This window comes from Citrobacter sp. Igbk 16 (assembly GCF_028069755.1).
Lineage (GTDB): Bacteria > Pseudomonadota > Gammaproteobacteria > Enterobacterales > Enterobacteriaceae > Citrobacter.
In genome coordinates, this window is sequence record NZ_JANEWJ010000008.1 from 123,363 (window position 1) to 146,793 (window position 23,431).

At 51.2% G+C, this 23,431-nt stretch carries 16 protein-coding genes, 2 tRNA genes and 1 other RNA gene; 10 read left to right on the forward strand and 9 right to left on the reverse strand.

Features of this window, described 5'->3' with window-relative positions; all coding sequences use genetic code 11:
• The first annotated feature begins 209 nt into the window (after positions 1-209).
• Positions 210-1,595: a YchO/YchP family invasin gene (locus NNO03_RS08070; protein WP_271449258.1), complete on the forward strand. Its 1,386-nt coding sequence runs from the start codon at positions 210-212 to the stop codon at positions 1,593-1,595.
• 11 nt (positions 1,596-1,606) lie between these two features.
• On the opposite strand, the gene narL is transcribed toward NNO03_RS08070, so the two are convergent.
• Together narL and narX are read right to left on the reverse strand one after the other, a co-directional pair.
• Entirely contained in the window at positions 1,607-2,257 is a 651-nt protein-coding gene (gene narL, locus NNO03_RS08075; protein WP_061068018.1) for a two-component system response regulator NarL, read from the reverse strand.
• Positions 2,250-4,046, reverse strand: coding sequence for a nitrate/nitrite two-component system sensor histidine kinase NarX (gene narX / locus NNO03_RS08080; RefSeq protein WP_271449259.1), 1,797 nt, complete (start codon positions 4,044-4,046; stop codon positions 2,250-2,252). Before narX ends, narL begins: the two co-directional genes overlap by 8 nt.
• 339 nt (positions 4,047-4,385) lie before the next feature.
• On the opposite strand from narX, the gene NNO03_RS08085 reads away from it, so the two are divergent.
• From NNO03_RS08085 to narI, 5 genes are all read left to right on the forward strand, one after another.
• Positions 4,386-5,777: a NarK family nitrate/nitrite MFS transporter gene (locus tag NNO03_RS08085; protein ID WP_271449260.1), complete on the forward strand. Its 1,392-nt coding sequence runs from the start codon at positions 4,386-4,388 to the stop codon at positions 5,775-5,777.
• A 516-nt stretch (positions 5,778-6,293) separates the two neighbouring features.
• Positions 6,294-10,037 carry a nitrate reductase subunit alpha gene (locus tag NNO03_RS08090; protein ID WP_271449261.1) on the forward strand — a complete coding sequence of 1,248 codons (3,744 nt, stop codon included), beginning with the start codon at positions 6,294-6,296 and terminating at the stop codon, positions 10,035-10,037.
• Complete coding sequence (gene narH / locus NNO03_RS08095) at positions 10,034-11,572, forward strand: nitrate reductase subunit beta (protein WP_137381696.1); 1,539 nt, start codon at positions 10,034-10,036, stop codon at positions 11,570-11,572. Before NNO03_RS08090 ends, narH begins: the two co-directional genes overlap by 4 nt.
• Positions 11,569-12,279, forward strand: a complete 711-nt coding sequence (gene narJ / locus NNO03_RS08100; protein WP_202038497.1) for a nitrate reductase molybdenum cofactor assembly chaperone — start codon at positions 11,569-11,571, stop codon at positions 12,277-12,279. The genes narH and narJ overlap by 4 nt, the downstream gene beginning before the upstream one ends.
• The gene (gene narI, locus NNO03_RS08105) at positions 12,279-12,956 is read left to right on the forward strand and encodes a respiratory nitrate reductase subunit gamma (RefSeq protein ID WP_045443634.1); all 678 of its coding nucleotides are present in this window, start codon (positions 12,279-12,281) and stop codon (positions 12,954-12,956) included. Before narJ ends, narI begins: the two co-directional genes overlap by 1 nt.
• A gap of 287 nt (positions 12,957-13,243) precedes the next feature.
• Here narI and NNO03_RS08110 read toward each other — a convergent pair.
• From NNO03_RS08110 to NNO03_RS08130, 5 genes are all read right to left on the reverse strand, one after another.
• A non-coding RNA gene (locus tag NNO03_RS08110) (RtT sRNA) lies at positions 13,244-13,375 on the reverse strand.
• Positions 13,376-13,419: 44 nt separating this feature from the next.
• Positions 13,420-13,504: transfer RNA gene (locus tag NNO03_RS08115), tRNA-Tyr, on the reverse strand.
• A gap of 34 nt (positions 13,505-13,538) precedes the next feature.
• A tRNA-Tyr gene (locus NNO03_RS08120) sits at positions 13,539-13,623 on the reverse strand.
• A 157-nt stretch (positions 13,624-13,780) separates the two neighbouring features.
• Positions 13,781-14,623, reverse strand: a complete 843-nt coding sequence (gene purU, locus NNO03_RS08125; RefSeq protein ID WP_005126391.1) for a formyltetrahydrofolate deformylase — start codon at positions 14,621-14,623, stop codon at positions 13,781-13,783.
• 55 nt (positions 14,624-14,678) lie between these two features.
• A complete protein-coding gene (locus NNO03_RS08130) occupies positions 14,679-15,134 on the reverse strand; it encodes a YchJ family protein (protein WP_271440926.1) in 456 nt (151 codons plus the stop codon).
• Positions 15,135-15,245: 111 nt separating this feature from the next.
• Between NNO03_RS08130 and rssA the strand changes: the two genes are divergently transcribed.
• The 3 genes from rssA (at position 15,246) to galU (ending at position 18,368) form a co-directional block, all read left to right on the forward strand.
• A complete protein-coding gene (rssA, locus tag NNO03_RS08135) occupies positions 15,246-16,151 on the forward strand; it encodes a patatin-like phospholipase RssA (RefSeq protein ID WP_271440927.1) in 906 nt (301 codons plus the stop codon).
• 90 nt (positions 16,152-16,241) lie between these two features.
• On the forward strand, positions 16,242-17,255 hold the full coding sequence (gene rssB / locus NNO03_RS08140; RefSeq protein ID WP_271449262.1) for a two-component system response regulator RssB: 1,014 nt from the start codon (positions 16,242-16,244) through the stop codon (positions 17,253-17,255).
• A gap of 204 nt (positions 17,256-17,459) precedes the next feature.
• Positions 17,460-18,368, forward strand: a complete 909-nt coding sequence (gene galU / locus NNO03_RS08145) for a UTP--glucose-1-phosphate uridylyltransferase GalU (RefSeq protein WP_271440929.1) — start codon at positions 17,460-17,462, stop codon at positions 18,366-18,368.
• 138 nt (positions 18,369-18,506) lie between these two features.
• Here the strand turns inward: galU and hns are convergent, their stop codons facing one another.
• The gene (hns, locus tag NNO03_RS08150) at positions 18,507-18,920 is read right to left on the reverse strand and encodes a histone-like nucleoid-structuring protein H-NS (RefSeq protein WP_003020723.1); all 414 of its coding nucleotides are present in this window, start codon (positions 18,918-18,920) and stop codon (positions 18,507-18,509) included.
• Between the two features lie 644 nt (positions 18,921-19,564).
• On the opposite strand from hns, the gene tdk reads away from it, so the two are divergent.
• Positions 19,565-20,182, forward strand: a complete 618-nt coding sequence (tdk, locus tag NNO03_RS08155; protein WP_271449263.1) for a thymidine kinase — start codon at positions 19,565-19,567, stop codon at positions 20,180-20,182.
• A 234-nt stretch (positions 20,183-20,416) separates the two neighbouring features.
• Here tdk and adhE read toward each other — a convergent pair whose 3' ends face one another.
• Positions 20,417-23,095: a bifunctional acetaldehyde-CoA/alcohol dehydrogenase gene (gene adhE / locus NNO03_RS08160; protein ID WP_048211477.1), complete on the reverse strand. Its 2,679-nt coding sequence runs from the start codon at positions 23,093-23,095 to the stop codon at positions 20,417-20,419.
• Positions 23,096-23,431 lie beyond the last annotated feature (336 nt).

Below are 23,431 nucleotides of genomic sequence, written 5' to 3' on the forward strand. Positions count from 1 at the left end.
GTCGAATGGGAGGGATAATTACCAGCGGCTATGTTACTCCGTGTTGTCTGCTGTGGAAAATGACGTAGGGGAAAATCAGTAAGTCCCCTTTTTTTCCGGGTCAGAATAGCCTGAAAACGGGGAAAAGGGCTGTAAATCAGGGCTGAAGGCGTTATGGTTTAGGTTAAGTACTACGCCATAATTTATTGATGTAAGAAACAACTGACGATTTGAGCCGTTATTATCACGCTTTTTGTGCTGTATTCACACTCTTGCTGCTGGCAGGAGGTACTGCCAGTGCGCAGTCTTCCTTCATGCAGCGCGCTGAAAACCCTTTCGATAACAACAATGATGGCTTGCCAGACCTCGGTATGGCGCCAGAATCCCGCGCGGGCGAAAAACAGTTTGCTGAAGTGGTCAAAGCCTTTGGTGAAGCTAGCATGATCGATAACGGACTAGATACTGGCGAGCAAGCCAAACAGTTTGCATTTGGTCAGGTTCGCGACACGGTCAGTGAGCAGGTAAATCAACAGATTGAATCCTGGCTTTCTCCGTGGGGGAATGCCAGCGTTGGGCTGCAGGTGGATAATGAAGGCAGCTTTACCGGCAGTCGGGGAAGCTGGTTTATTCCGTGGCAGGATAATCAACGCTTTCTGACCTGGAGTCAGTTGGGGCTTACGCAACGTGACGAAGGGTTGGTGAGTAATGCGGGGATTGGACAACGCTGGGTACGCGACGGTTGGTTGCTGGGCTACAATACCTTTTACGATAACCTGCTGGATGAGAATCTGCCGCGCGGCGGGTTTGGCGCCGAGGCGTGGGGAGAGTATCTGCGGCTATCTGCGAACTACTACCAGCCGTTTTCCTCGTGGCAGAATCATTCTTCAACACAGGAACAAAGGATGGCGCGGGGCTACGACCTTACCGCGTTGATGCGGCTACCCTTTTATGAGCATCTCAATACCAGCGTCAGCGTCGAGCAATATTTTGGCGATCGGGTAGACCTTTTCCACTCGGGAACGGGCTACCGCAACCCGGTAGCGGTAAATCTGGGACTGAGCTATACGCCAGTACCGTTGATTACGGTGACCGCGCAGCATAAACAGGGCGAAAGCGGGATAAGCCAGAATAATCTGGGATTGACCCTCAATTATCGTTTTGGCGTTCCGCTAAAAAAACAGTTAATGGTGAGTGAAGTCGCAAGCACCCGATCGCTGCGCGGGAGCCGTTATGACGATCCTCAGCGTAACAGCCTGCCAACGCTGGAGTATCGCCAGCGTAAAACCTTATCTGTATTTCTGGCAACACCGCCGTGGGATCTTAAACCCGGCGAGACGGTAGCGTTGAAATTACAGGTGCGTAGTCGGTATGGCATCCGCCATCTGACATGGCAGGGAGACACGAAAGCATTGAGTTTAACGGCCGGAAGCCATCCTCGCAGTGCGCAGGTCTGGACGATTATTATGCCGAAGTGGGATAGCAGTGAAGGAGCAACCAACCGTTGGCGGCTCTCCGTCGTTGTGGAAGACGAGCAGGGCCAGCGTGTCTCTTCCAATGAGATCACGCTATCACTGACCGAACCGTTTAATACCGTTTCGGGAAATGATCCTCGCTAATACTCGCGTTATCAGAAGATGCGTTCCTGGTGCACCCATACCGCGGCTTCAACGCGTGATTTAAGCTTCATTTTCTTCAGCATATGCTTCACATGCACTTTTACCGTGCTTTCGGTGATGTCGAGGCGGCGCGCAATCATCTTGTTAGGCAGCCCCTGGGCGATGAGCTTCAGAATATCGCGTTCACGCGGCGTCAACTGAGTCACATCACGATCGGAGGTCGCACGGTTAGCGCGCAGACTGGCGGCCAGCACAGGGGTTAAGGCTTCACTTAGTACCATTTCGCCGGCGGCAGCTTGTTGCAATGCTTTCAGTAGATCTTCTGGCTCCATGTCTTTCAACAGATAGCCGTCAGCACCGCGTTTCAGGGCGGTCACTACGTCTTCTTCATGGTTGGAAACACTGAAAACGACGATGCGTCCGGACAGAGATTTCTCTCGTAGCTTATCCAGCGTTTCCAGACCGTTCATGCCGGGCATGTTGAGATCTAACAGGATCAGATCGGGATCAAGGGATTCAGCCAGCTCGATACCCTGCTCGCCATTACTGGCTTCGCCGACCACGGTGATATCGGACGCCATGCTGACAAGCTGTTTTACACCGGTGCGCAGCATCGGATGATCGTCGATCAACAGGATGGTTGCCGGTTCCAGATTACTCATGGGTATCTCCTTGGACTTCTGTGAAGTTTGTTTCGGGAATAAAAGTGACAGCAACTTCGGTACCGCCTGTCTCGCGACGGCGTACACGGCAATCGCCGCGCAAGCTCTGCGCACGGTCGCGCATTATAATCATGCCGTAGTGGTTACTGCGTTCGGCGTTTTCCGGTACGCCGCAGCCGTTATCTTGAACGGTCAATTTGACCTGTTTGCCATTTTGCACCACCGTCACGATTACTTCATTGGCCTGGGAGTGTTTAAGCGCATTACTCAGGGCCTCACGGGCAATCTGCAGCAGGTGGATCGCCTGATGGGATGGAACCAGGCGCGGCGGCAGCTGATAATCCAGCTTCACCGTAAAACCAAAGCGAGCGCTGTATTCCTGGCAACTGGCTTCCAGCGCAGGCCGCAACCCAGGCTCAGTCAACTGCAAACGGAAGGTGGTCAACAATTCACGTAGCTGTGCCCAGGAGGCGTTCAGCTCGTTACGAATCTGACTTAGCAGCTCACGACTGTTTTCCGGGAGTGCGTCGCCCTGCATCTGCAAACAGCTGACCTGCATTTTCATACAGGAGAGCGATTGTGCAATAGAATCATGGAGTTCGCGAGCAATGGTGGCACGCTCTTCCATGACGATCAACTGCTGCTGACGTTCCTGGTGCCTGTCCAGCGCCAGTGTTGCGGTGAGTTGCTCTACCAGAGTATCGACCAGTTGCTGCTGATCGTGACTGAGATGACGCCCGTACGGCAAGGTGGCGAGCAGAATACCGTACTGGGTATGTGCATCGGTCAGCCGCCATTTCAGCGTAGTGCCACCCTCAATGGCGGGCAGTGTGCCTCGAGGACACAGATGACAACCTTTTTCATCGCAACTGGCACTCGACTGGCAGGTAAATTCCTGATGATTATCTTCATCTTCCAGGTCATAAACCCGCAACTCAATATCGTGCAGCAGCGTTAAATTTTGCAACCCGTTGAGTACTGGTGAAAGCCGCTCACACAGCGGTATCTGTGAGTGCAGACGGCGGTTGGCTTGCCACAGGAAAGAGAGTATCTGGTTTTTATGTTCCAGACCTGCGGTTTTTTCCTGTACCCGCTGTTCCAGTACGGCGTAACTTTCGGCCAGTTCTTCTGACATATTGTTCAGTGCCGAACCCAGTGCCGCCATCTCATTACGCCCGCTGATATGCGCACGTTGCGTAAAATCACGCTGGCTGACGGCGCGCGCCATCGCCAACAGCTGTTTCCATGGCTGCAACAGGCGTACGCGCAGCCAGATAATCGTAAAGACCAGCAGCAGAGCCATAAACACCGCCATCAGGCGATGCAGCATAACGACGCGTTCAATACGCAACTCCGTGGTATGGTCAAAGGCGGTAACCAGCTTATCCAGCCCGGTCACAAAGCGCGAAACGTCATCGGCGACCGCATCACCCGTTTGTGCATGTTTCAGCCCGGGCGCCAGTTCGGTGTGCCAATAATCCTGCAATGCCTTTAACTGGGCCTGCTGGCCGTCGCGTTTTGCGGCGCGAGTCAGTTCAGGGCTAAACGCTGTTTGTTCCATTTCATCCAGCAGTGGTTGATCGCTGGCGTCCAGCGGTACGGCAGCCAGCAAACGGTAGCTCTGCATACGTAGCGAGCCGGCTTTATTGATTGCGTGAGCGCTACCCTGAATGCCTTGTACCAGCCAGCCGGAGACAGCCATACCCGCCACGCCAAGCGCGGTAGACAGTAAAACAATCAGCGCCACCTGGTTAACCAGCGTAAGCGGGGAAAGACAACGTTTAAACATGTGACTTCTTCCTTCGGGTTTTCAGTGAGCAGAAAACCTTATTGAATGACGATTCTGCTGCAGGCAGTGCCGCTATTCTCAGCGATACACTGGAGTATACCCATACCTCAAACGGGCTACCCCTTAATTGCCGACGGGGGGAGAGATCCCGGACGTTGGGGAGTAGGGTGCGACAGAAGCGTGAAAAACCACATCTTTTTTACCGAAGTTATGTACTCATTTAGGGTAATGATAAATTTTAGGCGTTAATAATGACACCTTTTCCTTTGATTTATATCAACTTACCCCCGGCTGTAAACCCTAATGTTGCAGGCATCGAAACAAGTATCAGAGGTGTCTATGAGTCACTCATCTGCCCCGGAAAGGGCATCTGGATCTGTAATTACAGAATGGCGGCCGGAAGATCCCGCCTTTTGGCAACAAAGAGGTCATCGTATTGCCAGCCGCAACCTGTGGATTTCCGTCCCTTGTCTGCTGCTGGCGTTTTGCGTATGGATGTTATTTAGCGCAGTGGCGGTGAACTTACCGAAAGTGGGATTCGATTTCACCACTGAGCAGCTGTTTATGCTGACGGCATTGCCTTCAGTTTCCGGCGCACTGCTGCGCGTACCGTACTCCTTTATGGTTCCTCTGTTCGGCGGTCGTCGCTGGACGGCATTCAGCACAGGTATCCTGATAATCCCCTGCGTGTGGTTAGGCTTTGCTGTGCAGGATACCACCACGCCGTTCAGTACCTTTATTATTATCTCCCTGCTGTGCGGCTTTGCCGGTGCAAACTTTGCGTCCAGCATGGCAAACATCAGCTTCTTCTTTCCAAAGCAGAAGCAGGGTGGGGCGTTGGGGCTGAACGGTGGTCTGGGCAACATGGGCGTCAGCGTGATGCAGTTAGTTGCGCCGCTGGTGGTCTCACTGTCCATCTTCGCCGCTTTTGGCAGCCACGGCGTTGAACAACCGGACGGCACGCAGCTGTATCTGGCCAACGCCGCCTGGATTTGGGTTCCGTTCCTTGCGATTTTCACGCTGGCGGCATGGTTTGGTATGAACGAACTGGCGACCTCTAAAGCGTCGCTGAAAGAGCAATTGCCGGTGCTGAAACGCGGACATCTGTGGATTATGAGCCTGCTGTATCTGGCCACCTTCGGCTCTTTTATCGGCTTCTCCGCAGGTTTCGCGATGCTGTCAAAAACGCAGTTCCCGGAAGTGCAGATCCTGCATTACGCCTTCTTTGGCCCGCTGATTGGTGCACTGGCGCGTTCTGCCGGCGGGGCAATTTCCGACCGTCTGGGCGGGACTCGCGTGACATTGGTTAACTTCGTGTTGATGGCCGTCTTCAGCGCCTTACTGTTCCTGACCCTGCCAACCGATGGGGTAGGTGGTAACTTTATTGCCTTCTTCGCGGTATTCCTGGCGCTGTTCCTGACGGCTGGTCTGGGTAGTGGCTCAACTTTCCAGATGATCTCTGTCATCTTCCGTAAGCTGACAATGGACCGGGTGAAAGCGGAAGGCGGTTCTGAAGAGAAAGCGATGCGTGAGGCAGCGACTGACACAGCAGCGGCTTTGGGCTTTATCTCAGCGATTGGCGCGATTGGCGGCTTCTTTATTCCGAAAGCGTTTGGTACGTCTTTGGCATTAACGGGCTCGCCGGTTGATGCAATGAAAGTGTTTCTGATCTTCTATGTCGCCTGCGTGGTCATCACCTGGGTGGTATACGGCCGTCATTCTAAAAAGTAAAAAAGTTGTATACACAAAATCAATCGAGCTGCATCAAGGCAGGCAAGTGAGAAATCCCCAGGCGCTTACTGAAGTGAGTGACTGGGGAGAACGAGCGCAGCCAACGCAGAAGCAGTTTGAATGATGAAGTGTAGGTTGATTATCCATTGCGCGGTGTTAGACCGCGCTTTTTTTTGCCTTAAATTAGTTACAACATACTTTTGTATTGTGACATAACAACAGCCTGTGAGAGTGGTGCCAAGAATATGCTAAGCAGGGGGGATACCCCTTAATACCCACTTGTAAAGAATTTAACATTTGCACGAGAAGTTGTTTTTTGAATCTGCTTATAAATCAATTAATTATATTTAAAACCAATATCCTACTTAAGGGGTATACGAAAATTAACCACCTATTTTCATCCCTGTCTGCCTTGATCGTTATCAATTATCACGCCCTTTCAGAGCGTTACCTTCACTCCCAATCAAGCAATGTCGATTTATCAGAGAGCCGTCAGGCTCCTACAGGAGAAAACCGATGAGTAAATTCCTGGACCGGTTTCGTTACTTCAAGCAGAAGGGCGAAACCTTTGCCGATGGGCACGGCCAGCTTCTCAACACCAACAGGGACTGGGAGGATGGATACCGCCAGCGTTGGCAGCATGACAAAGTCGTGCGTTCAACCCACGGCGTAAACTGCACCGGCTCATGCAGTTGGAAAATCTACGTGAAAAATGGTCTGGTAACCTGGGAAACCCAGCAAACTGACTACCCGCGTACTCGTCCTGATCTGCCAAACCACGAACCTCGCGGCTGCCCGCGTGGTGCGAGCTATTCCTGGTATCTCTACAGCGCTAACCGCCTCAAATATCCGCTGATGCGCAAACGTCTGATGAAGATGTGGCGTGAAGCGAAAAGACTGCACAGTGATCCCGTTGACGCCTGGGCCTCCATCATCGAAGACGCCGATAAAGCAAAAAGCTTCAAACAAGCGCGTGGTCGTGGCGGGTTTGTCCGTTCTTCCTGGCAGGAAGTCAACGAACTGATTGCGGCATCTAACGTCTATACCGTGAAAACCTATGGTCCTGACCGCGTTGCGGGTTTCTCACCGATCCCGGCAATGTCGATGGTTTCTTATGCGTCCGGTGCTCGTTACTTGTCACTGATTGGCGGTACCTGCCTGAGCTTCTACGATTGGTACTGCGACCTGCCGCCTGCCTCTCCGCAGACCTGGGGCGAGCAGACTGATGTGCCGGAATCTGCTGACTGGTACAACTCCAGCTACATCATCGCCTGGGGTTCTAACGTACCGCAGACCCGTACTCCGGATGCGCACTTCTTCACAGAAGTTCGCTACAAAGGGACCAAAACGGTCGCGATTACGCCGGACTACGCAGAAATCGCCAAGCTTTGCGACCTGTGGCTGGCACCGAAGCAGGGGACTGATGCCGCAATGGCGCTGGCGATGGGCCACGTTATGCTGCGTGAGTTCCATCTCGACAACCCAAGCCAGTACTTTACCGATTACGTGCGCCGTTACACCGACATGCCAATGTTGGTCATGCTTGAAGAGCGTGACGGTTACTATGCTGCCGGTCGTATGCTGCGTGCGGCGGATTTGGTCGATTCTCTGGGCCAGGAAAACAACCCGGAATGGAAAACTGTCGCGATTAACAGCAACGGCGAGATGGTTGCGCCGAACGGTTCAATCGGTTTCCGCTGGGGCGAAAAAGGTAAATGGAATCTGGAGCAGCGCGACGGTACGTCTGGTGCCGAAACCGAACTGCAACTCAGCCTGCTGGGTAGCCAGGATGACATCGCGGAAGTCGGTTTCCCGTACTTCGGTGGCGAAGGAACTGAACACTTCAATAAAGTCGAACTGGAAAACGTTCTGCTGCATAAACTGCCGGTTAAACGACTGCAGTTGGCCGATGGCTCTACGGCGCTGGTGACCACCGTTTACGATCTGACCATGGCTAACTACGGTCTTGAGCGTGGTCTGAATGATGAAAACTGTGCGACCAGTTACGATGATGTAAAAGCGTACACCCCGGCGTGGGCAGAAAAAATTACCGGTGTTTCACGTTCTCAAATTGTGCGCATTGCCCGTGAATTTGCGGATAACGCCGATAAAACCCACGGACGTTCGATGATCATCGTCGGTGCGGGTCTGAACCACTGGTATCACCTCGATATGAACTATCGCGGCCTGATCAACATGCTGATTTTCTGCGGCTGTGTCGGTCAGAGCGGCGGCGGCTGGGCACACTATGTGGGCCAGGAAAAACTGCGTCCACAGACCGGCTGGCAGCCACTGGCGTTTGCACTTGACTGGCAGCGTCCTGCGCGTCACATGAACAGTACGTCCTACTTCTATAACCACTCCAGCCAGTGGCGCTATGAGACGGTAACAGCGCAAGAATTGCTGTCGCCGATGGCGGATAAATCCCGCTATAGCGGTCATCTGATCGACTTCAACGTGCGCGCCGAGCGTATGGGCTGGTTGCCGTCCGCACCGCAGTTGGGTACTAACCCGCTGTACATTGCGCGTGAGGCGGAAAAAGCGGGGATGACACCCGTCGATTACACCGTTAAATCTCTGAAAGACGGTTCTATTCGCTTTGCGGCAGAACAACCAGAAAACGGTAAAAACCATCCACGTAACCTGTTTATCTGGCGCTCTAATCTGCTGGGCTCATCCGGTAAAGGCCATGAATACATGCTGAAGTATCTGCTGGGTACTGAGCACGGTATTCAGGGACTGGATCTGGGTAAACAGGGCGGCGTGAAACCAGAAGAAGTGGAATGGCAGGATAATGGTCTCGACGGCAAGCTGGATCTGGTGGTGACGCTGGACTTCCGTCTGTCGAGCACCTGCCTGTATTCCGACATCGTGCTGCCAACGGCCACCTGGTATGAAAAAGACGACATGAATACCTCGGATATGCATCCGTTTATTCATCCGCTGTCTGCTGCTGTTGACCCGGCCTGGGAATCGAAAAGCGACTGGGAAATCTACAAAGCTATCGCCAAGAAATTCTCTGAAGTTTGTGTCGGTCACCTTGGCAAAGAAACCGACGTGGTGACACTGCCTATCCAGCACGACTCTGCTGCTGAACTGGCGCAGCCGCTGGACGTGAAAGACTGGAAAAAAGGCGAATGCGACCTGATCCCAGGCGTCACCGCACCGCACATCATGACCGTTGAGCGTGATTATCCGGCAACTTACGAGCGCTTCACCTCTATCGGCCCGTTGATGGACAAAGTCGGTAACGGTGGTAAAGGGATTGCCTGGAATACTCAGAGCGAAATGGATCTGCTGCGTAAGCTCAATTACACCAAGGCAGAAGGTCCGGCGAAAGGCCAGCCTTGTCTTAATACAGCCATTGATGCCGCTGAGATGATCCTGACGCTGGCACCGGAAACGAATGGCCAGGTCGCCGTTAAAGCCTGGGCTGCGCTGAGTGAATTTACCGGCCGTGACCATACGCATCTGGCACTGAACAAAGAAGACGAGAAGATTCGCTTCCGTGATATTCAGGCGCAGCCGCGCAAAATCATCTCCAGCCCGACCTGGTCAGGTCTGGAAGATGAACATGTTTCTTATAACGCCGGTTACACCAACGTTCATGAGCTAATCCCATGGCGCACGTTGTCTGGTCGCCAGCAGCTGTATCAGGATCACCAGTGGATGCGTGACTTCGGCGAAAGCTTGCTGGTCTATCGTCCGCCAATCGACACCCGTTCGGTGAAAGAGGTGATGGGCGAGAAGTCCAATGGCAACCCTGAAAAAGCGCTCAACTTCCTGACGCCGCACCAGAAGTGGGGTATCCACTCTACCTACAGTGACAACCTGCTGATGCTGACGTTAGGTCGCGGCGGTCCGATTGTGTGGATGAGTGAAGCCGATGCGAAAGATTTGGGCATCGAAGATAACGACTGGATCGAAGTTTTCAACAGCAACGGTGCCTTAACTGCCCGTGCCGTTGTCAGCCAACGTGTGCCGGCCGGGATGACCATGATGTACCACGCGCAGGAACGTATTGTGAACCTGCCTGGTTCAGAAATTACCCAGCAGCGTGGCGGGATCCATAACTCGGTAACGCGTATTACGCCGAAACCGACCCACATGATCGGCGGCTATGCACATCTGGCCTACGGCTTTAACTACTACGGCACCGTAGGGTCGAACCGTGATGAGTTCGTTGTGGTACGTAAGATGAAGAACATTGACTGGTTGGATGGTGAAGGCAATGACCAGGTACAGGAGAGCGTAAAATGAAAATTCGTTCACAAGTCGGCATGGTGCTGAATCTCGATAAGTGCATTGGTTGCCACACCTGTTCAGTAACCTGCAAAAACGTCTGGACCAGCCGTGAAGGTGCCGAATATGCCTGGTTCAACAACGTTGAAACGAAGCCAGGTACGGGGTTCCCGACTGACTGGGAAAACCAGGAAAAATGGAAGGGCGGTTGGATCCGTAAAATCAACGGCAAGCTGGTGCCGCGCATGGGTAACAAAGCGCTGCTGCTGGGTAAAATCTTTGCTAACCCGCATCTGCCGGGCATTGATGATTACTACGAGCCGTTTGATTTTGACTATCAGACGCTGCACAACGCGCCCGCTGATAGCAAGGCGCAGCCGATCGCCCGTCCGCGCTCGCTGATTACCGGTCAGCGTATGGACAAAATCACCAAAGGTCCGAACTGGGAAGATGACCTGGGCGGTGAGTTTGAGAAGCTGGCGAAAGACCAGAACTTCGAAAATATGCAGAAGGCGATGTACGGGCAGTTTGAAAATACCTTCATGATGTATCTGCCCCGTCTGTGCGAGCACTGTCTGAACCCGGCGTGCGTGGCGACCTGTCCAAGTGGTGCCATCTACAAACGTGAAGAAGATGGCATCGTGCTGATTGACCAGGACAAGTGCCGCGGCTGGCGTATGTGCATCACCGGGTGTCCGTACAAGAAGATCTACTTCAACTGGAAGAGCGGTAAATCTGAGAAGTGCATCTTCTGCTATCCGCGTATCGAAGCTGGCCAACCGACGGTATGTTCTGAAACCTGTGTCGGTCGTATTCGTTATCTCGGCGTGTTGCTGTATGACGCCGATGCTATCGAAAGCGCTGCAAGCACCGAGAACGAGAAGGATCTGTATCAGAGTCAGTTGGACGTATTCCTCGATCCAAACGATCCGGCGGTGATTGAACAGGCACTGAAAGATGGCATTCCGCTGAGCGTGATCGACGCGGCCCAGCAGTCGCCGGTATACAAAATGGCGATGGACTGGAAGCTGGCGCTGCCGCTGCACCCGGAATACCGCACGTTGCCGATGGTCTGGTATGTGCCACCTTTATCTCCGATTCAGTCCGCTGCTGATGCGGGTGAACTGGGTAGCAACGGTATTCTGCCGGACGTGGACAGCCTGCGTATCCCGGTTCAGTATCTGGCGAACCTGCTGACTGCGGGTGATACCCAGCCGGTACTGCGGGCGCTGAAACGTATGCTGGCGATGCGTCACTACAAACGCGCAGAAACCGTAGACGGTAAAGTCGATACCCGCGCGCTGGAAGAGGTCGGTCTGACTGAAGCCCAGGCACAAGAGATGTATCGTTACCTGGCGATTGCTAACTACGAAGATCGTTTTGTGATCCCGAGCAGCCATCGCGAACTGGCGCGTGAAGCATTCCCGGAGAAAAGCGGTTGTGGTTTCACCTTCGGTGATGGTTGCCACGGTTCTGATACGAAATTCAATCTGTTCAACAGTCGCCGCATCGATGCTGTCGATGTGACCAGTAAAACGGAGCCGCACCAATGATTGAACTCGTCATTGTTTCGCGTCTGCTCGAGTACCCGGATGCTGCCTTGTGGCAGCATCAGCAGGAACTTTTCGATGCACTCGCGTCATCTGAAAACCTGGACAAAGAGGATGCCCAGACGCTGGGCGTTTTCCTGCGCGATTTAACTGCGCAGGATATGCTGGATGCGCAGGCAAGCTATAGCGAACTGTTCGACCGTGGTCGTGCGACGTCACTATTGCTGTTTGAACATGTTCACGGTGAATCCCGCGATCGCGGCCAGGCGATGGTTGACCTGATGGCTCAGTATGAGCAGCACGGACTACAACTCGATAGCCGCGAATTGCCTGATCACTTGCCGCTGTATCTGGAGTACCTTGCACAGTTGCCAAAAAGCGAAGCGTTAGGTGGCTTGCAGGATATCGCCCCGATTCTGGCGCTGCTCAGCGCGCGACTGCAACAGCGCGAAAGTCGCTACGCGGTGCTGTTCGATCTGCTGTTAAAGCTGGCGAATACCGCTATCGACAGCGACAAAGTGGCCGAAAAAATTGCGGATGAAGTTCGTGACGACACGCCGCAGGCACTGGATGCTGTTTGGGAAGAAGAGCAGGTGAAATTCTTTGCCGACCAGGGATGTGGTGAGTCTGAAATTTCTGCTCATCAACGTCGTTTTGCCGGGGCCGTTGCGCCGCAGTACCTGAACATCACCACCGGAGGACAGAACTAATGCACTTCCTGAATACGTTCTTCTTTGACATCTATCCGTATATTGCGGGTTCTGTCTTTCTGATTGGCAGCTGGCTACGCTACGACTACGGTCAGTATACCTGGCGTGCGGCTTCCAGCCAGATGCTGGATCGCAAAGGGATGAACCTTGCGTCAAACCTGTTTCACATTGGGATCCTCGGCATCTTCGCGGGTCATTTCCTGGGGATGCTGACGCCGCACTGGATGTACGAAGCGTGGTTGCCGCTTGAAGTGAAGCAAAAGATGGCGATGTTTGCCGGTGGTGCCAGTGGTGTGATGTGCCTGGTGGGGGGCGTGCTGCTGCTGAAACGTCGTCTGTTCAGTCCGCGCGTGCGTGCAACGACCACGGGTGCCGACATTCTGGTGCTGTCTGTTCTGGTTATCCAGTGTGCGCTGGGTCTGCTGACCATTCCGTTCTCGGCTCAGCATATGGACGGTAGCGAAATGATGAAGCTGGTGAACTGGGCGCAATCAGTGGTGACCTTCCACGGTGGGGCGTCTCAGTATCTGGATGGCGTAGCATTCATTTTCCGTATGCACCTGGTATTAGGTATGACGCTGTTCCTGTTGTTCCCGTTCTCGCGTCTGGTACATATCTGGAGCGTGCCAGTCGAGTATCTGACACGTAAATATCAGATTGTGCGCGCCCGTCATTAATTTCGCGTTGTAACGCACCAAACCCCGCTTCGGCGGGGTTTTTTTATGCCAGTTCGCCGGATGGCGGCGTAACCGCCTTATCCAGCCTACGTAGGTGTCAGTGGACTTTGTAGGCCTGATAAGCACAGCGCATCAGGCAAATTGTGGGCACGTATCGAGTTTGTAGGCCTGACGAGCGCGCGCACCAGGCAAATTGCGGGCATGTATCGACTTTGTAGGCCTGATAAGCGCAGCGCATCAGGCAAATAAAGGGCATTGAAGATTGATTTTGTGTTGGTACTTTATGAAGTAAGGGGGGGAAGGATGACTCAGCGCTGCGCGCTTCGCCCTTCGGGTCGTTGCCTGCGGCAACGCTTTCTCGCTAACGCTCGAATCGAACCTTAGTCGAAGCTTCTCATCCTTCCCACATCGGAAAAATATGAGGTATTGCAGATTGATTTTGTGTTGGTATTTTATGAAGTGATGGTGGTGGGGGAAGGATTCGAACCTTCGAAGTCGATGACGGCAGATTTACAGTCTGCTCCCTTTGGCCGCTCGGGAACCCCACCAGGGGTAATTCAAATTGTAGGCAGTGCTTGAAGATGGTGGTGGGGGAAGGATTCGAACCTTCGAAGTCGATGACGGCAGATTTACAGTCTGCTCCCTTTGGCCGCTCGGGAACCCCACCACGGGGTAATGCTATGTTACTGGCCTGCTTCCTTTGGAAGCGGGGCGCATCATATCAAATGATGCGCCCCTGTAAAGCATTCCGTTGATAAAAAAGAACTGGTTGCCTGATTTTTACGCGTAAAGATGTAAAGGTAACCAATAAAATTATCAATCGATTACAGAATAATCGTTCGATTACCGTAAACAAAGACACGCTGCGCGAGAACCTGATACAGCGCACGGCTTAATACGTTTTTCTCAACGTCACGACCGGCACGCATCATATCCTCTGCGGTATAGGTATGATCTACATGAATCACGTCCTGCATGATGATCGGACCTTCGTCGAGATTGTCATTCACATAGTGGGCTGTCGCTCCGATGATCTTCACGCCGCGCTCATACGCCTGATGGTACGGGCGCGCGCCAATAAAGGCGGGCAGGAATGAGTGGTGAATATTGATAATCTTATTTGGGAAGCGAGAAACAAATGTCGGCGTCAGGACACGCATATATTTTGCCAGCACGACATAGTCTGGCTGATGTGCGTCGATAGCGTCCGCCATTTTTTGGTCATGCTCGTCACGCGTTAGTCCTTCGTGGCTGACCAGCTCAAAAGGAATATCAAAACGCTCAACCAGGGAGCGCAACGTGTCGTGATTGCCGATAACTGCGGCAATTTCAACATCCAGTCCGCCGTAATTGGCCTTCATTAATAGGTCGCCCAAACAGTGAGCTTCTTTGGTGACTAAAATGACAATGCGGCGACGACCCGCTGGCGTAAGTTCACGAATGGAACCTTCTGGTAGTGCGCTGTCCAGATCGGTCAGCAGTGTGACATCGTTAAAAATGCCTTCCAGTTCGGTACGCATGAAAAAGCGCCCGGTACGGTGATCCACGAACTCATTATTCTGCACGATGTTCAGTTCGTGCTTGTAACAGATATTAGTAATGCGCGCGATCAGACCTTTTTGGTCCGGGCAAATAGTACGCAGCACTTTTCGTTGTAATGAATGCATTTGCAGCGGAGATCCTGTTGAGAATGTTTGCATAGTTGATGCTGTCGGGCGTTGATTAGCCGCAGCACTTTTTAAATTTTTTACCGGAGCCACAAGGGCAGGTATCGTTTCGTCCAATTTGCGGGCGTGTACCATCGATATAGTACCACTGACCGTTTTCTTTTAAAAAACGAGAGCGTTCGATAATTGCGCCTGTTTTTCCCTGTTCAGAAAACCGTGCGACAAAACTGACATAACCGATAGTGTCGGTTTCTGCCGTCTGCTGTTCAAAAACGGTCAGCCCCAGCCATTCGGTATGGGTAAATCCTGCAATAATGTCATCCCGGAAATCGGCAGCATGGCAATCTGGATGCCAGGTTTTGATGAGGTAATCTGCGTCTTTCATCACAAAAGCACAGTAACGAGAACGCATGAGATGTGACGGCGTAGGTGCTACTTGTGCACCGGACACATAACGGTAGCAACATAGGCTATACTCGACAGCGCTACCACAGGGACAAAGCTGAGACACAAAGTACTCCCTGGAATAAAAAAACGGCGTAAAAACGCCAGGGTGGCACTATGTTAACTGAGCCGTGGCGATGTTGCTACGTCTGCAAGCCAGGGGAAGTCTGTAGGTATAATGAGAAAAATAAAAATTGGGCTGGCGCTAGGTTCCGGCGCAGCACGCGGCTGGTCGCATATTGGTGTGATCAAAGCCCTGAAACACATGGGCATTGACATTGATATTGTGGCAGGGTGTTCCATTGGCTCACTGGTCGGCGCCGCCTACGCATGTAACAAACTCCCCGCGCTTGAACAGTGGGTTTGCTCCTTCAGTTACTGGGATGTTTTACGCCTGATGGATCTCTCGTGGCGCAGGGGCGGACTATTGCGCGGCGAACGGGTATTCAACCAGTATCGTAATGTCATGCCGGTAGAATCTATCGAGCAATGCTCACGCCGTTTTGCCACTGTCGCAACCAATCTCAGTACGGGCCGTGAACTCTGGTTTACTGAAGGTGATTTGCACCTTGCCGTTCGGGCCTCCTGCAGTATTCCAGGCCTCATGTCACCTGTGGCGCACAATGGTTATTGGCTGGTAGATGGTGCGGTGGTGAACCCTGTGCCTGTCTCTCTGACGCGTGCGTTGGGGGCCGATATCGTTATTGCGGTCGACCTGCAACATGATGCGCACCTGATGCAACAAGATCTGCTCTCCTTCAACGTCAATAGTGAAACCGAATCGAACGATGATGAGCTGTCATGGCATGCCCGCCTGAAAGAGCGCTTGAGCAACATTACGGCCCGGCGTGCAGTCACGGCACCTACGGCGATGGAGATCATGACGACCTCGATTCAGGTTCTGGAAAACCGTCTCAAGCGCAACCGTATGGCTGGGGACCCACCTGATATTCTGATTCAGCCGTTTTGTCCGCAAATATCCACGCTGGATTTCCATCGCGCTGGTGCTGCAATTGCTGCCGGGCAGTTAGCGGTCGAGAAGAAAATGGATGAGCTTCTGCCCCTGGTAAAAACCAACGTTTAACGCATTTTTTATCAACACTTAAGCAAATTCTGACAGGCGTGAGTTGCAATAGCATGCCACTATTTACTAAAGCCAGTCAGGGGGGAGAATATGACGCAGCCATTGGTCGGAAAACAGATTCTTATCGTTGAAGATGAGCCAGTATTTCGCTCGCTTCTGGATTCATGGTTTTCCTCTTTGGGAGCGACAACAGCAGTAGCGGGAGACGGGCTTGATGCGCTGGAGTTACTGGGGCGCTTCACCCCCGACCTGATGATTTGCGATCTCGCTATGCCGAGAATGAACGGCCTTAAACTGGTCGAGTATCTGCGTAATCGTGGCGATCAGACGCCTATTCTGGTGATCTCCGCAACGGAAAATATGGCCGATATTGCCAAAGCATTACGGCTCGGTGTGGATGATGTTCTTTTAAAGCCCGTGAAGGACCTTAACCGCCTGCGAGAAACCGTTTTTGCATGTCTTTATCCCAATATGTTTAATTCTCGCGTGGAAGAAGAAGAACGCCTGTTTCGTGACTGGGATGCGATGGTGGGCGATCCTGCTGCCGCCGCAAAACTGTTGCAAGAATTACAGCCCCCAGTGTCGCAAGTCATCTCGCATTGTCGGGTCAACTACCGCCAGTTGGTCGCCGCTGATCAACCTGGACTGGTATTGGATATTGCCCCTCTGTCGGACCACGATCTCGCCTTCTATTGTCTGGATGTTACTCGAGCAGGGGATAATGGTGTCCTGGCTGCATTATTACTGCGCGCGCTGTTTAATGGTTTGCTGCAAGAACAACTCACCCATCAGAATCAACGACTGCCTGAGCTCGGTGCGCTATTGAAACAGGTGAACCATTTACTGCGTCAGGCTAATTTACCCGGACAGTTTCCACTGCTGGTGGGGTATTACCACAGCGGATTAAAAAATCTGATTCTGGTATCGGCTGGGCTGAATGCGACATTAAGTACCGGTTCACATCACGTACAAATCAGTAATGGTGTTCCGCTGGGCACGTTAGGCAATACGTATCTGAATCAGTTAAGTCAACGCTGTGAATCCTGGCAGTGCCAAATCTGGGGGGCAGGCGGTCGCTTGCGCCTGATGTTGTCTGCGGAATGAACAATCGAGAGGGTAGTGAATAAAATTGGTTCACCTCCCTTACGCTGTGAGTGCTACTATCAGCGCCAGTCTTATTCGTATTTATCTTAATTATACCGACGCGCGTCCTTTTCAGACCTGAAGCTTACTGCGGTACTGATATACTCGGATGCGAAACAGATTGATGAACACGTTCAATACATGAACAGTCCAGGAGAGTTTTAAATGGCTGCCCTTAATTCAAAAGTCAAAAAAGCCGTTATCCCGGTTGCGGGATTAGGAACCAGGATGTTACCGGCTACGAAGGCAATCCCGAAAGAGATGCTACCGTTGGTTGATAAGCCATTAATTCAGTACGTCGTAAACGAATGTATTGCTGCGGGCATCACTGAAATTGTACTCGTGACTCACTCGTCTAAGAATTCAATTGAAAACCACTTTGATACCAGCTTTGAACTTGAAGCGATGCTGGAAAAACGCGTAAAACGTCAGCTTCTGGAAGAAGTACAATCTATTTGCCCTCCGCATGTCACTATTATGCAGGTGCGTCAGGGGTTGGCAAAAGGTCTGGGTCATGCGGTATTGTGTGCCCATCCGGTTGTTGGCGATGAACCGGTTGCGGTCATCCTGCCGGACGTTATTCTTGACGAATATGAATCTGATTTATCCCGTGACAACCTTGCTGAAATGATCCACCGTTTTGATGAAACTGGCAGCAGCCAGATTATGGTGGAGCCTGTAGCAGACGTAACGGCTTATGGTGTTGTTGATTGCAAAGGCGTTGAATTAGCGCCTGGTGAAAGCGTACCGATGGTTGGCGTGGTAGAAAAACCGAAAGCTGACGTTGCGCCATCTAATCTGGCCGTTGTGGGGCGTTATGTTCTCAGTGCGGATATCTGGCCTCTGCTGGCAAAAACACCTCCGGGAGCAGGTGATGAAATTCAGCTGACCGACGCAATCGATATGCTGATCGAAAAAGAAACGGTAGAAGCCTATCACATGAAGGGCAAAAGCCATGACTGTGGTAATAAGCTGGGCTATATGCAGGCGTTCGTTGAATATGGTATTCGCCATAATACGCTTGGCGCTGAATTTAAAGCATGGCTTGAAGATGAGATGGGTATTAAGAAGTAACCTCGCGGTATTATAAGGACAGAGCGGCGCTGCTAATCCAGCGCCGTTTTTTTATACCTAATTTGGGTAGGGCAATGTGCGAAGTGCGGGTAAAAAAAATCCCGCCAGTGGCGGGATTTTAAGCAAACTATTTCTGAATTATTCCTTGATCAGGAAATCGTCCAGTTGTTTACCTTGTTCTTCCATCGCTTTTTTGATCACTGCCGGTGTACGACCCTGGCCAGTCCAGGTTTTAGTTTCACCGTTTTCGTCAACGTAGCTATATTTAGCCGGACGTGCTGCACGTTTAGCTTTGGTGCCGGACTTAACCGCAGCCATGCTATTCAGCAGTTCGTTCGGATCAATACCATCAGCAATCAGCATTTCACGATATTGTTGCAGTTTACGGGTACGCTCTTCAACTTCAGCAGCGGCAGCGCTTTCTTCTTCGCGACGCTCGCTAACTACAACTTCTAATTTTTCCAGCATTTCTTCAAGCGTTTCCAGAGTACATTCTCTCGCCTGCGCACGAAGAGTACGGATGTTGTTCAGAATTTTAAGTGCTTCGCTCATTGTAGTAATCTCAAACTTATATTGGGGTGGTTTGTTGAGCTAATAATAGAGCGATAAATTCAGTTGTGCAATAGCCAGGAATGTAAGGAATTCAAAATTGCTCTTTATTTAGTGGCTGTATTAATTGTTCAGTCTTAATTTTATGACGATGTCGGGCATAAAAAAGGCTTATTGGTATGCGGGCTTCCCGGCAGCAGAGAGTAAAAATTCAAGATTCAGGTCACATTTCATAGTGTACAAATAGTATCTCTTTGCAGTGATTTCAACCTTTTGTATTAGTTTTGCTTACGGAAATCCTCTATTACAAGGCGGCTATCGTTAGATACAATAACAATAAGGGCAGGGTTTCTTTATTGCGCGGTGATGATAAGTGACGTTGATGAATTTCAGGAGCACTATTTGTGAAAGAATGTGTATATACACATCATACTTCAGGTTGTTTGTGCTTTGGCAGCGTACTTTCACTCTATTGTCCACTTAAGAAAGTACCCAAGGGCACTTCCGTGCTGAGGGGTATTTAGACGAAACAGGGTGGTGTTTGCACGTTCTTTTATACATTCCGAATGTCACGCTGCACCGACTTGTTTGTGAAATATGATACAATCCTGTCCATATTTATTCTCCCCGGTGAGGGCCGACACACAATGGCACAGCTTTATTTTTACTATTCTGCAATGAATGCAGGCAAGTCGACGGCATTGCTGCAATCTTCATACAATTATCAGGAACGTGGGATGCGTGCCGTTGTATATACAGCGGAAATTGATGACCGTTTTGGCGCGGGAAAAGTAAGTTCACGTATAGGCCTGTCGTCACCTGCAAAATTGTTTAACCAAAATTCATCTTTGTTCGAGGAGATTCGTGCGGAGAACGTGCAACAACGAATTCACTGCGTGCTGGTCGATGAGTCTCAGTTTCTGACGAGACAGCAGGTTTATGAATTATCAGAGGTTGTTGATCAGCTGGATATTCCAGTTTTGTGTTATGGCTTACGCACTGATTTCCGTGGTGAATTATTTGGTGGTAGCGAATATCTGCTTGCATGGTCTGATAAGTTGGTTGAATTAAAGACCATTTGCTTCTGTGGCCGTAAGGCCAGCATGGTGTTACGCCTTGATCAGGCCGGAAGACCTTATAACGAAGGTGAGCAGGTCGTTATCGGCGGAAATGAACGTTATGTATCGGTGTGCCGCAAGCATTATAAGGAAGCACAGTCTGAAGGCTCTCTGACGGCCATTCAGGAACGCCACAGCCACGACTAACCCTCTGCTCTCCTGCTGAGTTAAATCGCAGGGTAGGCCTCTGCTTTAGCCAGAAGCGTTACCCTGCGGTATTGCCTTCTGGTGTTACTCATACATCTCTTGTTTGCACCTATTTCTCTTACGCCTTTTCACCTCGATGGCTGGTGTCTGCATAGCCTGGTTTTGGCTGAGTATGGCAAAAAAAAACGGCCCCAAAGGGCCGTTTATGAAGATACTAAAACTTATGTGAGTACATTAAGCGGATTTTTTCGCTTTTTTCTCAGCTTTAGGCGCGGCTGCTGGTTCAGTTTTAGCAGCAGTTTCACCTTCGCTGTACTCACGACCGTAGTAAGTATCCAGCAGGATCTGTTTCAGTTCAGAAATCAGCGGGTAACGCGGGTTAGCACCGGTACACTGGTCGTCAAACGCATCTTCAGACAGTTTGTCGACGTGTGCCAGGAAGTCAGCTTCCTGAACGCCAGCTTCACGGATAGATTTAGGAATACCCAGCTCAGCTTTGATTTCTTCCAGCCATGCCAGCAGTTTCTGGATTTTAGCCGCAGTACGGTCGCCCGGTGCGCTTAAACCCAGATGGTCTGCGATTTCAGCGTAGCGACGACGAGCTTGCGGACGATCGTACTGGCTGAATGCAGTCTGTTTAGTCGGGTTGTCGTTCGCGTTATAACGAATGACATTGCTGATCAGCAGGGCGTTCGCCAGACCGTGAGGAATGTGGAACTGAGAGCCCAGCTTGTGTGCCATTGAGTGACATACACCCAGGAAGGCGTTAGCAAACGCGATACCAGCAATGGTTGCTGCACTGTGAACACGCTCACGCGCTACCGGGTTCTTAGAACCTTCATGGTAGGACGCAGGCAGGTTTTCTTTCAGCAGTTTCAGCGCTTGCAGAGCCTGACCGTCAGAGAATTCAGAAGCCAGTACGGAAACGTAAGCTTCCAGGGCGTGAGTCACTGCGTCCAGACCACCGAATGCACACAGTGATTTCGGCATATCCATCACCAGGTTGGCATCGACAATTGCCATATCTGGAGTCAGCGCGTAGTCAGCCAGCGGATATTTCTGACCCGTTGCATCGTCGGTAACAACCGCAAACGGCGTTACTTCAGAACCGGTACCGGAAGTGGTGGTGACGGCGATCATTTTCGCTTTCACGCCCATTTTCGGGAACTTATAGATACGTTTACGGATGTCCATAAAGCGCAGTGCCAGCTCTTCGAAATGGGTTTCCGGATGTTCGTACATCACCCACATGATTTTCGCGGCATCCATCGGGGAACCACCGCCCAGTGCGATGATAACGTCAGGTTTGAAGGAGTTAGCCAGCTCAGCACCTTTACGAACAACGCTCAGAGTCGGGTCAGCTTCAACTTCAAAGAACACTTCGGTTTCAACGCCGGCTGCTTTCAGAACGGAGGTGATCTGGTCAGCATAACCGTTGTTGAACAGGAAGCGGTCGGTCACGATCAGAGCACGTTTGTGACCATCGGTAATCACTTCATCCAGCGCGATTGGCAGTGAGCCACGACGGAAGTAGATAGATTTCGGAAGTTTGTGCCACAACATGTTTTCAGCTCGCTTAGCAACGGTTTTCTTGTTGATCAGGTGCTTAGGACCAACGTTTTCAGAGATGGAGTTACCACCCCAGGAACCACAACCCAGAGTCAGGGAAGGTGCGAGTTTAAAGTTGTACAGGTCGCCGATACCACCCTGTGAAGCCGGGGTGTTAATCAGGATGCGCGCGGTTTTCATCATCTGACCGAAGTAAGCAACGCGTTCTGGTTGGTTGTCCTGGTCAGTGTACAGGCAAGAAGTGTGGCCGATACCACCCATCGCAACCAGTTTCTCTGCTTTGTCTACCGCATCTTCGAAATCTTTCGCACGGTACATCGCCAGTGTCGGGGACAGTTTTTCGTGAGCAAACGGCTCGCTTTCATCAACAACTTTCACTTCACCGATCAGGATCTTAGTTGTTTCCGGAACTGAGAAGCCTGCCAGTTCAGCAATTTTATACGCCGGCTGACCAACGATAGCGGCGTTCAGTGCGCCATTTTTCAGGATAACGTCCTGAACAGCTTTCAGCTCTTTGCCCTGCAGCATGTAGCCGCCGTGGCTAGCGAAACGTTCACGAACTGCATCGTATACAGAGTCAACAACAACAACGGACTGTTCAGAAGCACAGATTACGCCGTTATCGAAGGTTTTAGACATCAGAACGGAAGCAACCGCGCGCTTAATATCCGCAGTTTCGTCAATAACAACAGGGGTGTTACCTGCACCTACACCGATTGCTGGTTTACCGGAGCTGTAGGCTGCTTTAACCATGCCTGGACCACCGGTCGCAAGGATCAGGTTGATGTCCGGGTGATGCATCAGAGCATTAGACAGTTCAACGGAAGGTTGATCGATCCAGCCGATCAGATCTTTCGGTGCACCCGCAGCGATAGCAGCCTGCAGAACGATGTCAGCTGCTTTGTTAGTGGCATCTTTAGCACGCGGATGTGGAGAGAAGATGATTGCGTTACGCGTCTTCAGGCTGATCAGCGATTTGAAGATAGCAGTAGATGTCGGGTTAGTGGTCGGAACGATACCGCAGATGATACCAATCGGTTCAGCGATGGTGATAGTACCGAAAGTGTCGTCTTCAGACAGAACACCACAGGTCTTTTCATCTTTATAAGCGTTGTAAATGTATTCGGAAGCAAAGTGGTTTTTGATCACTTTGTCTTCGACGATGCCCATGCCGGATTCGGCAACGGCCATTTTCGCGAGAGGGATTCGAGCGTCTGCGGCTGCCAGAGCGGCGGCGCGGAAGATTTTGTCAACCTGTTCTTGAGTGAAACTGGCATATTCACGCTGGGCTTTTTTTACGCGCTCTACAAGTGCGTTAAGTTCAGCGACATTAGTAACAGCCATAATGCTCTCCTGATAATGTTAAACTTTTTTAGTAAATCATCTGCTCGATACGAGAGTATAGACAGACCGACGAAAAATTGTATAACGTTTTGAAAATCAAACGGTTAATTAACGTCCACTTTACTTTGATTTACTAAAAGAGCTTATGCGTTAGCGTCATTTAACTCTAACGCGTTACCTCCAGGTGGCGTAAGCAAGATTACTCACTTCTGAGTAGTAATTGCGTGATCTGGATCAAATTTCCGCAAAGCTGACACCTTTCAGCAGGCCCTTTTAGTGTTTCTTGGTAAGTGTTAAAAAATTGATGTAATGAATGAGGTTAACATTAGCATATTT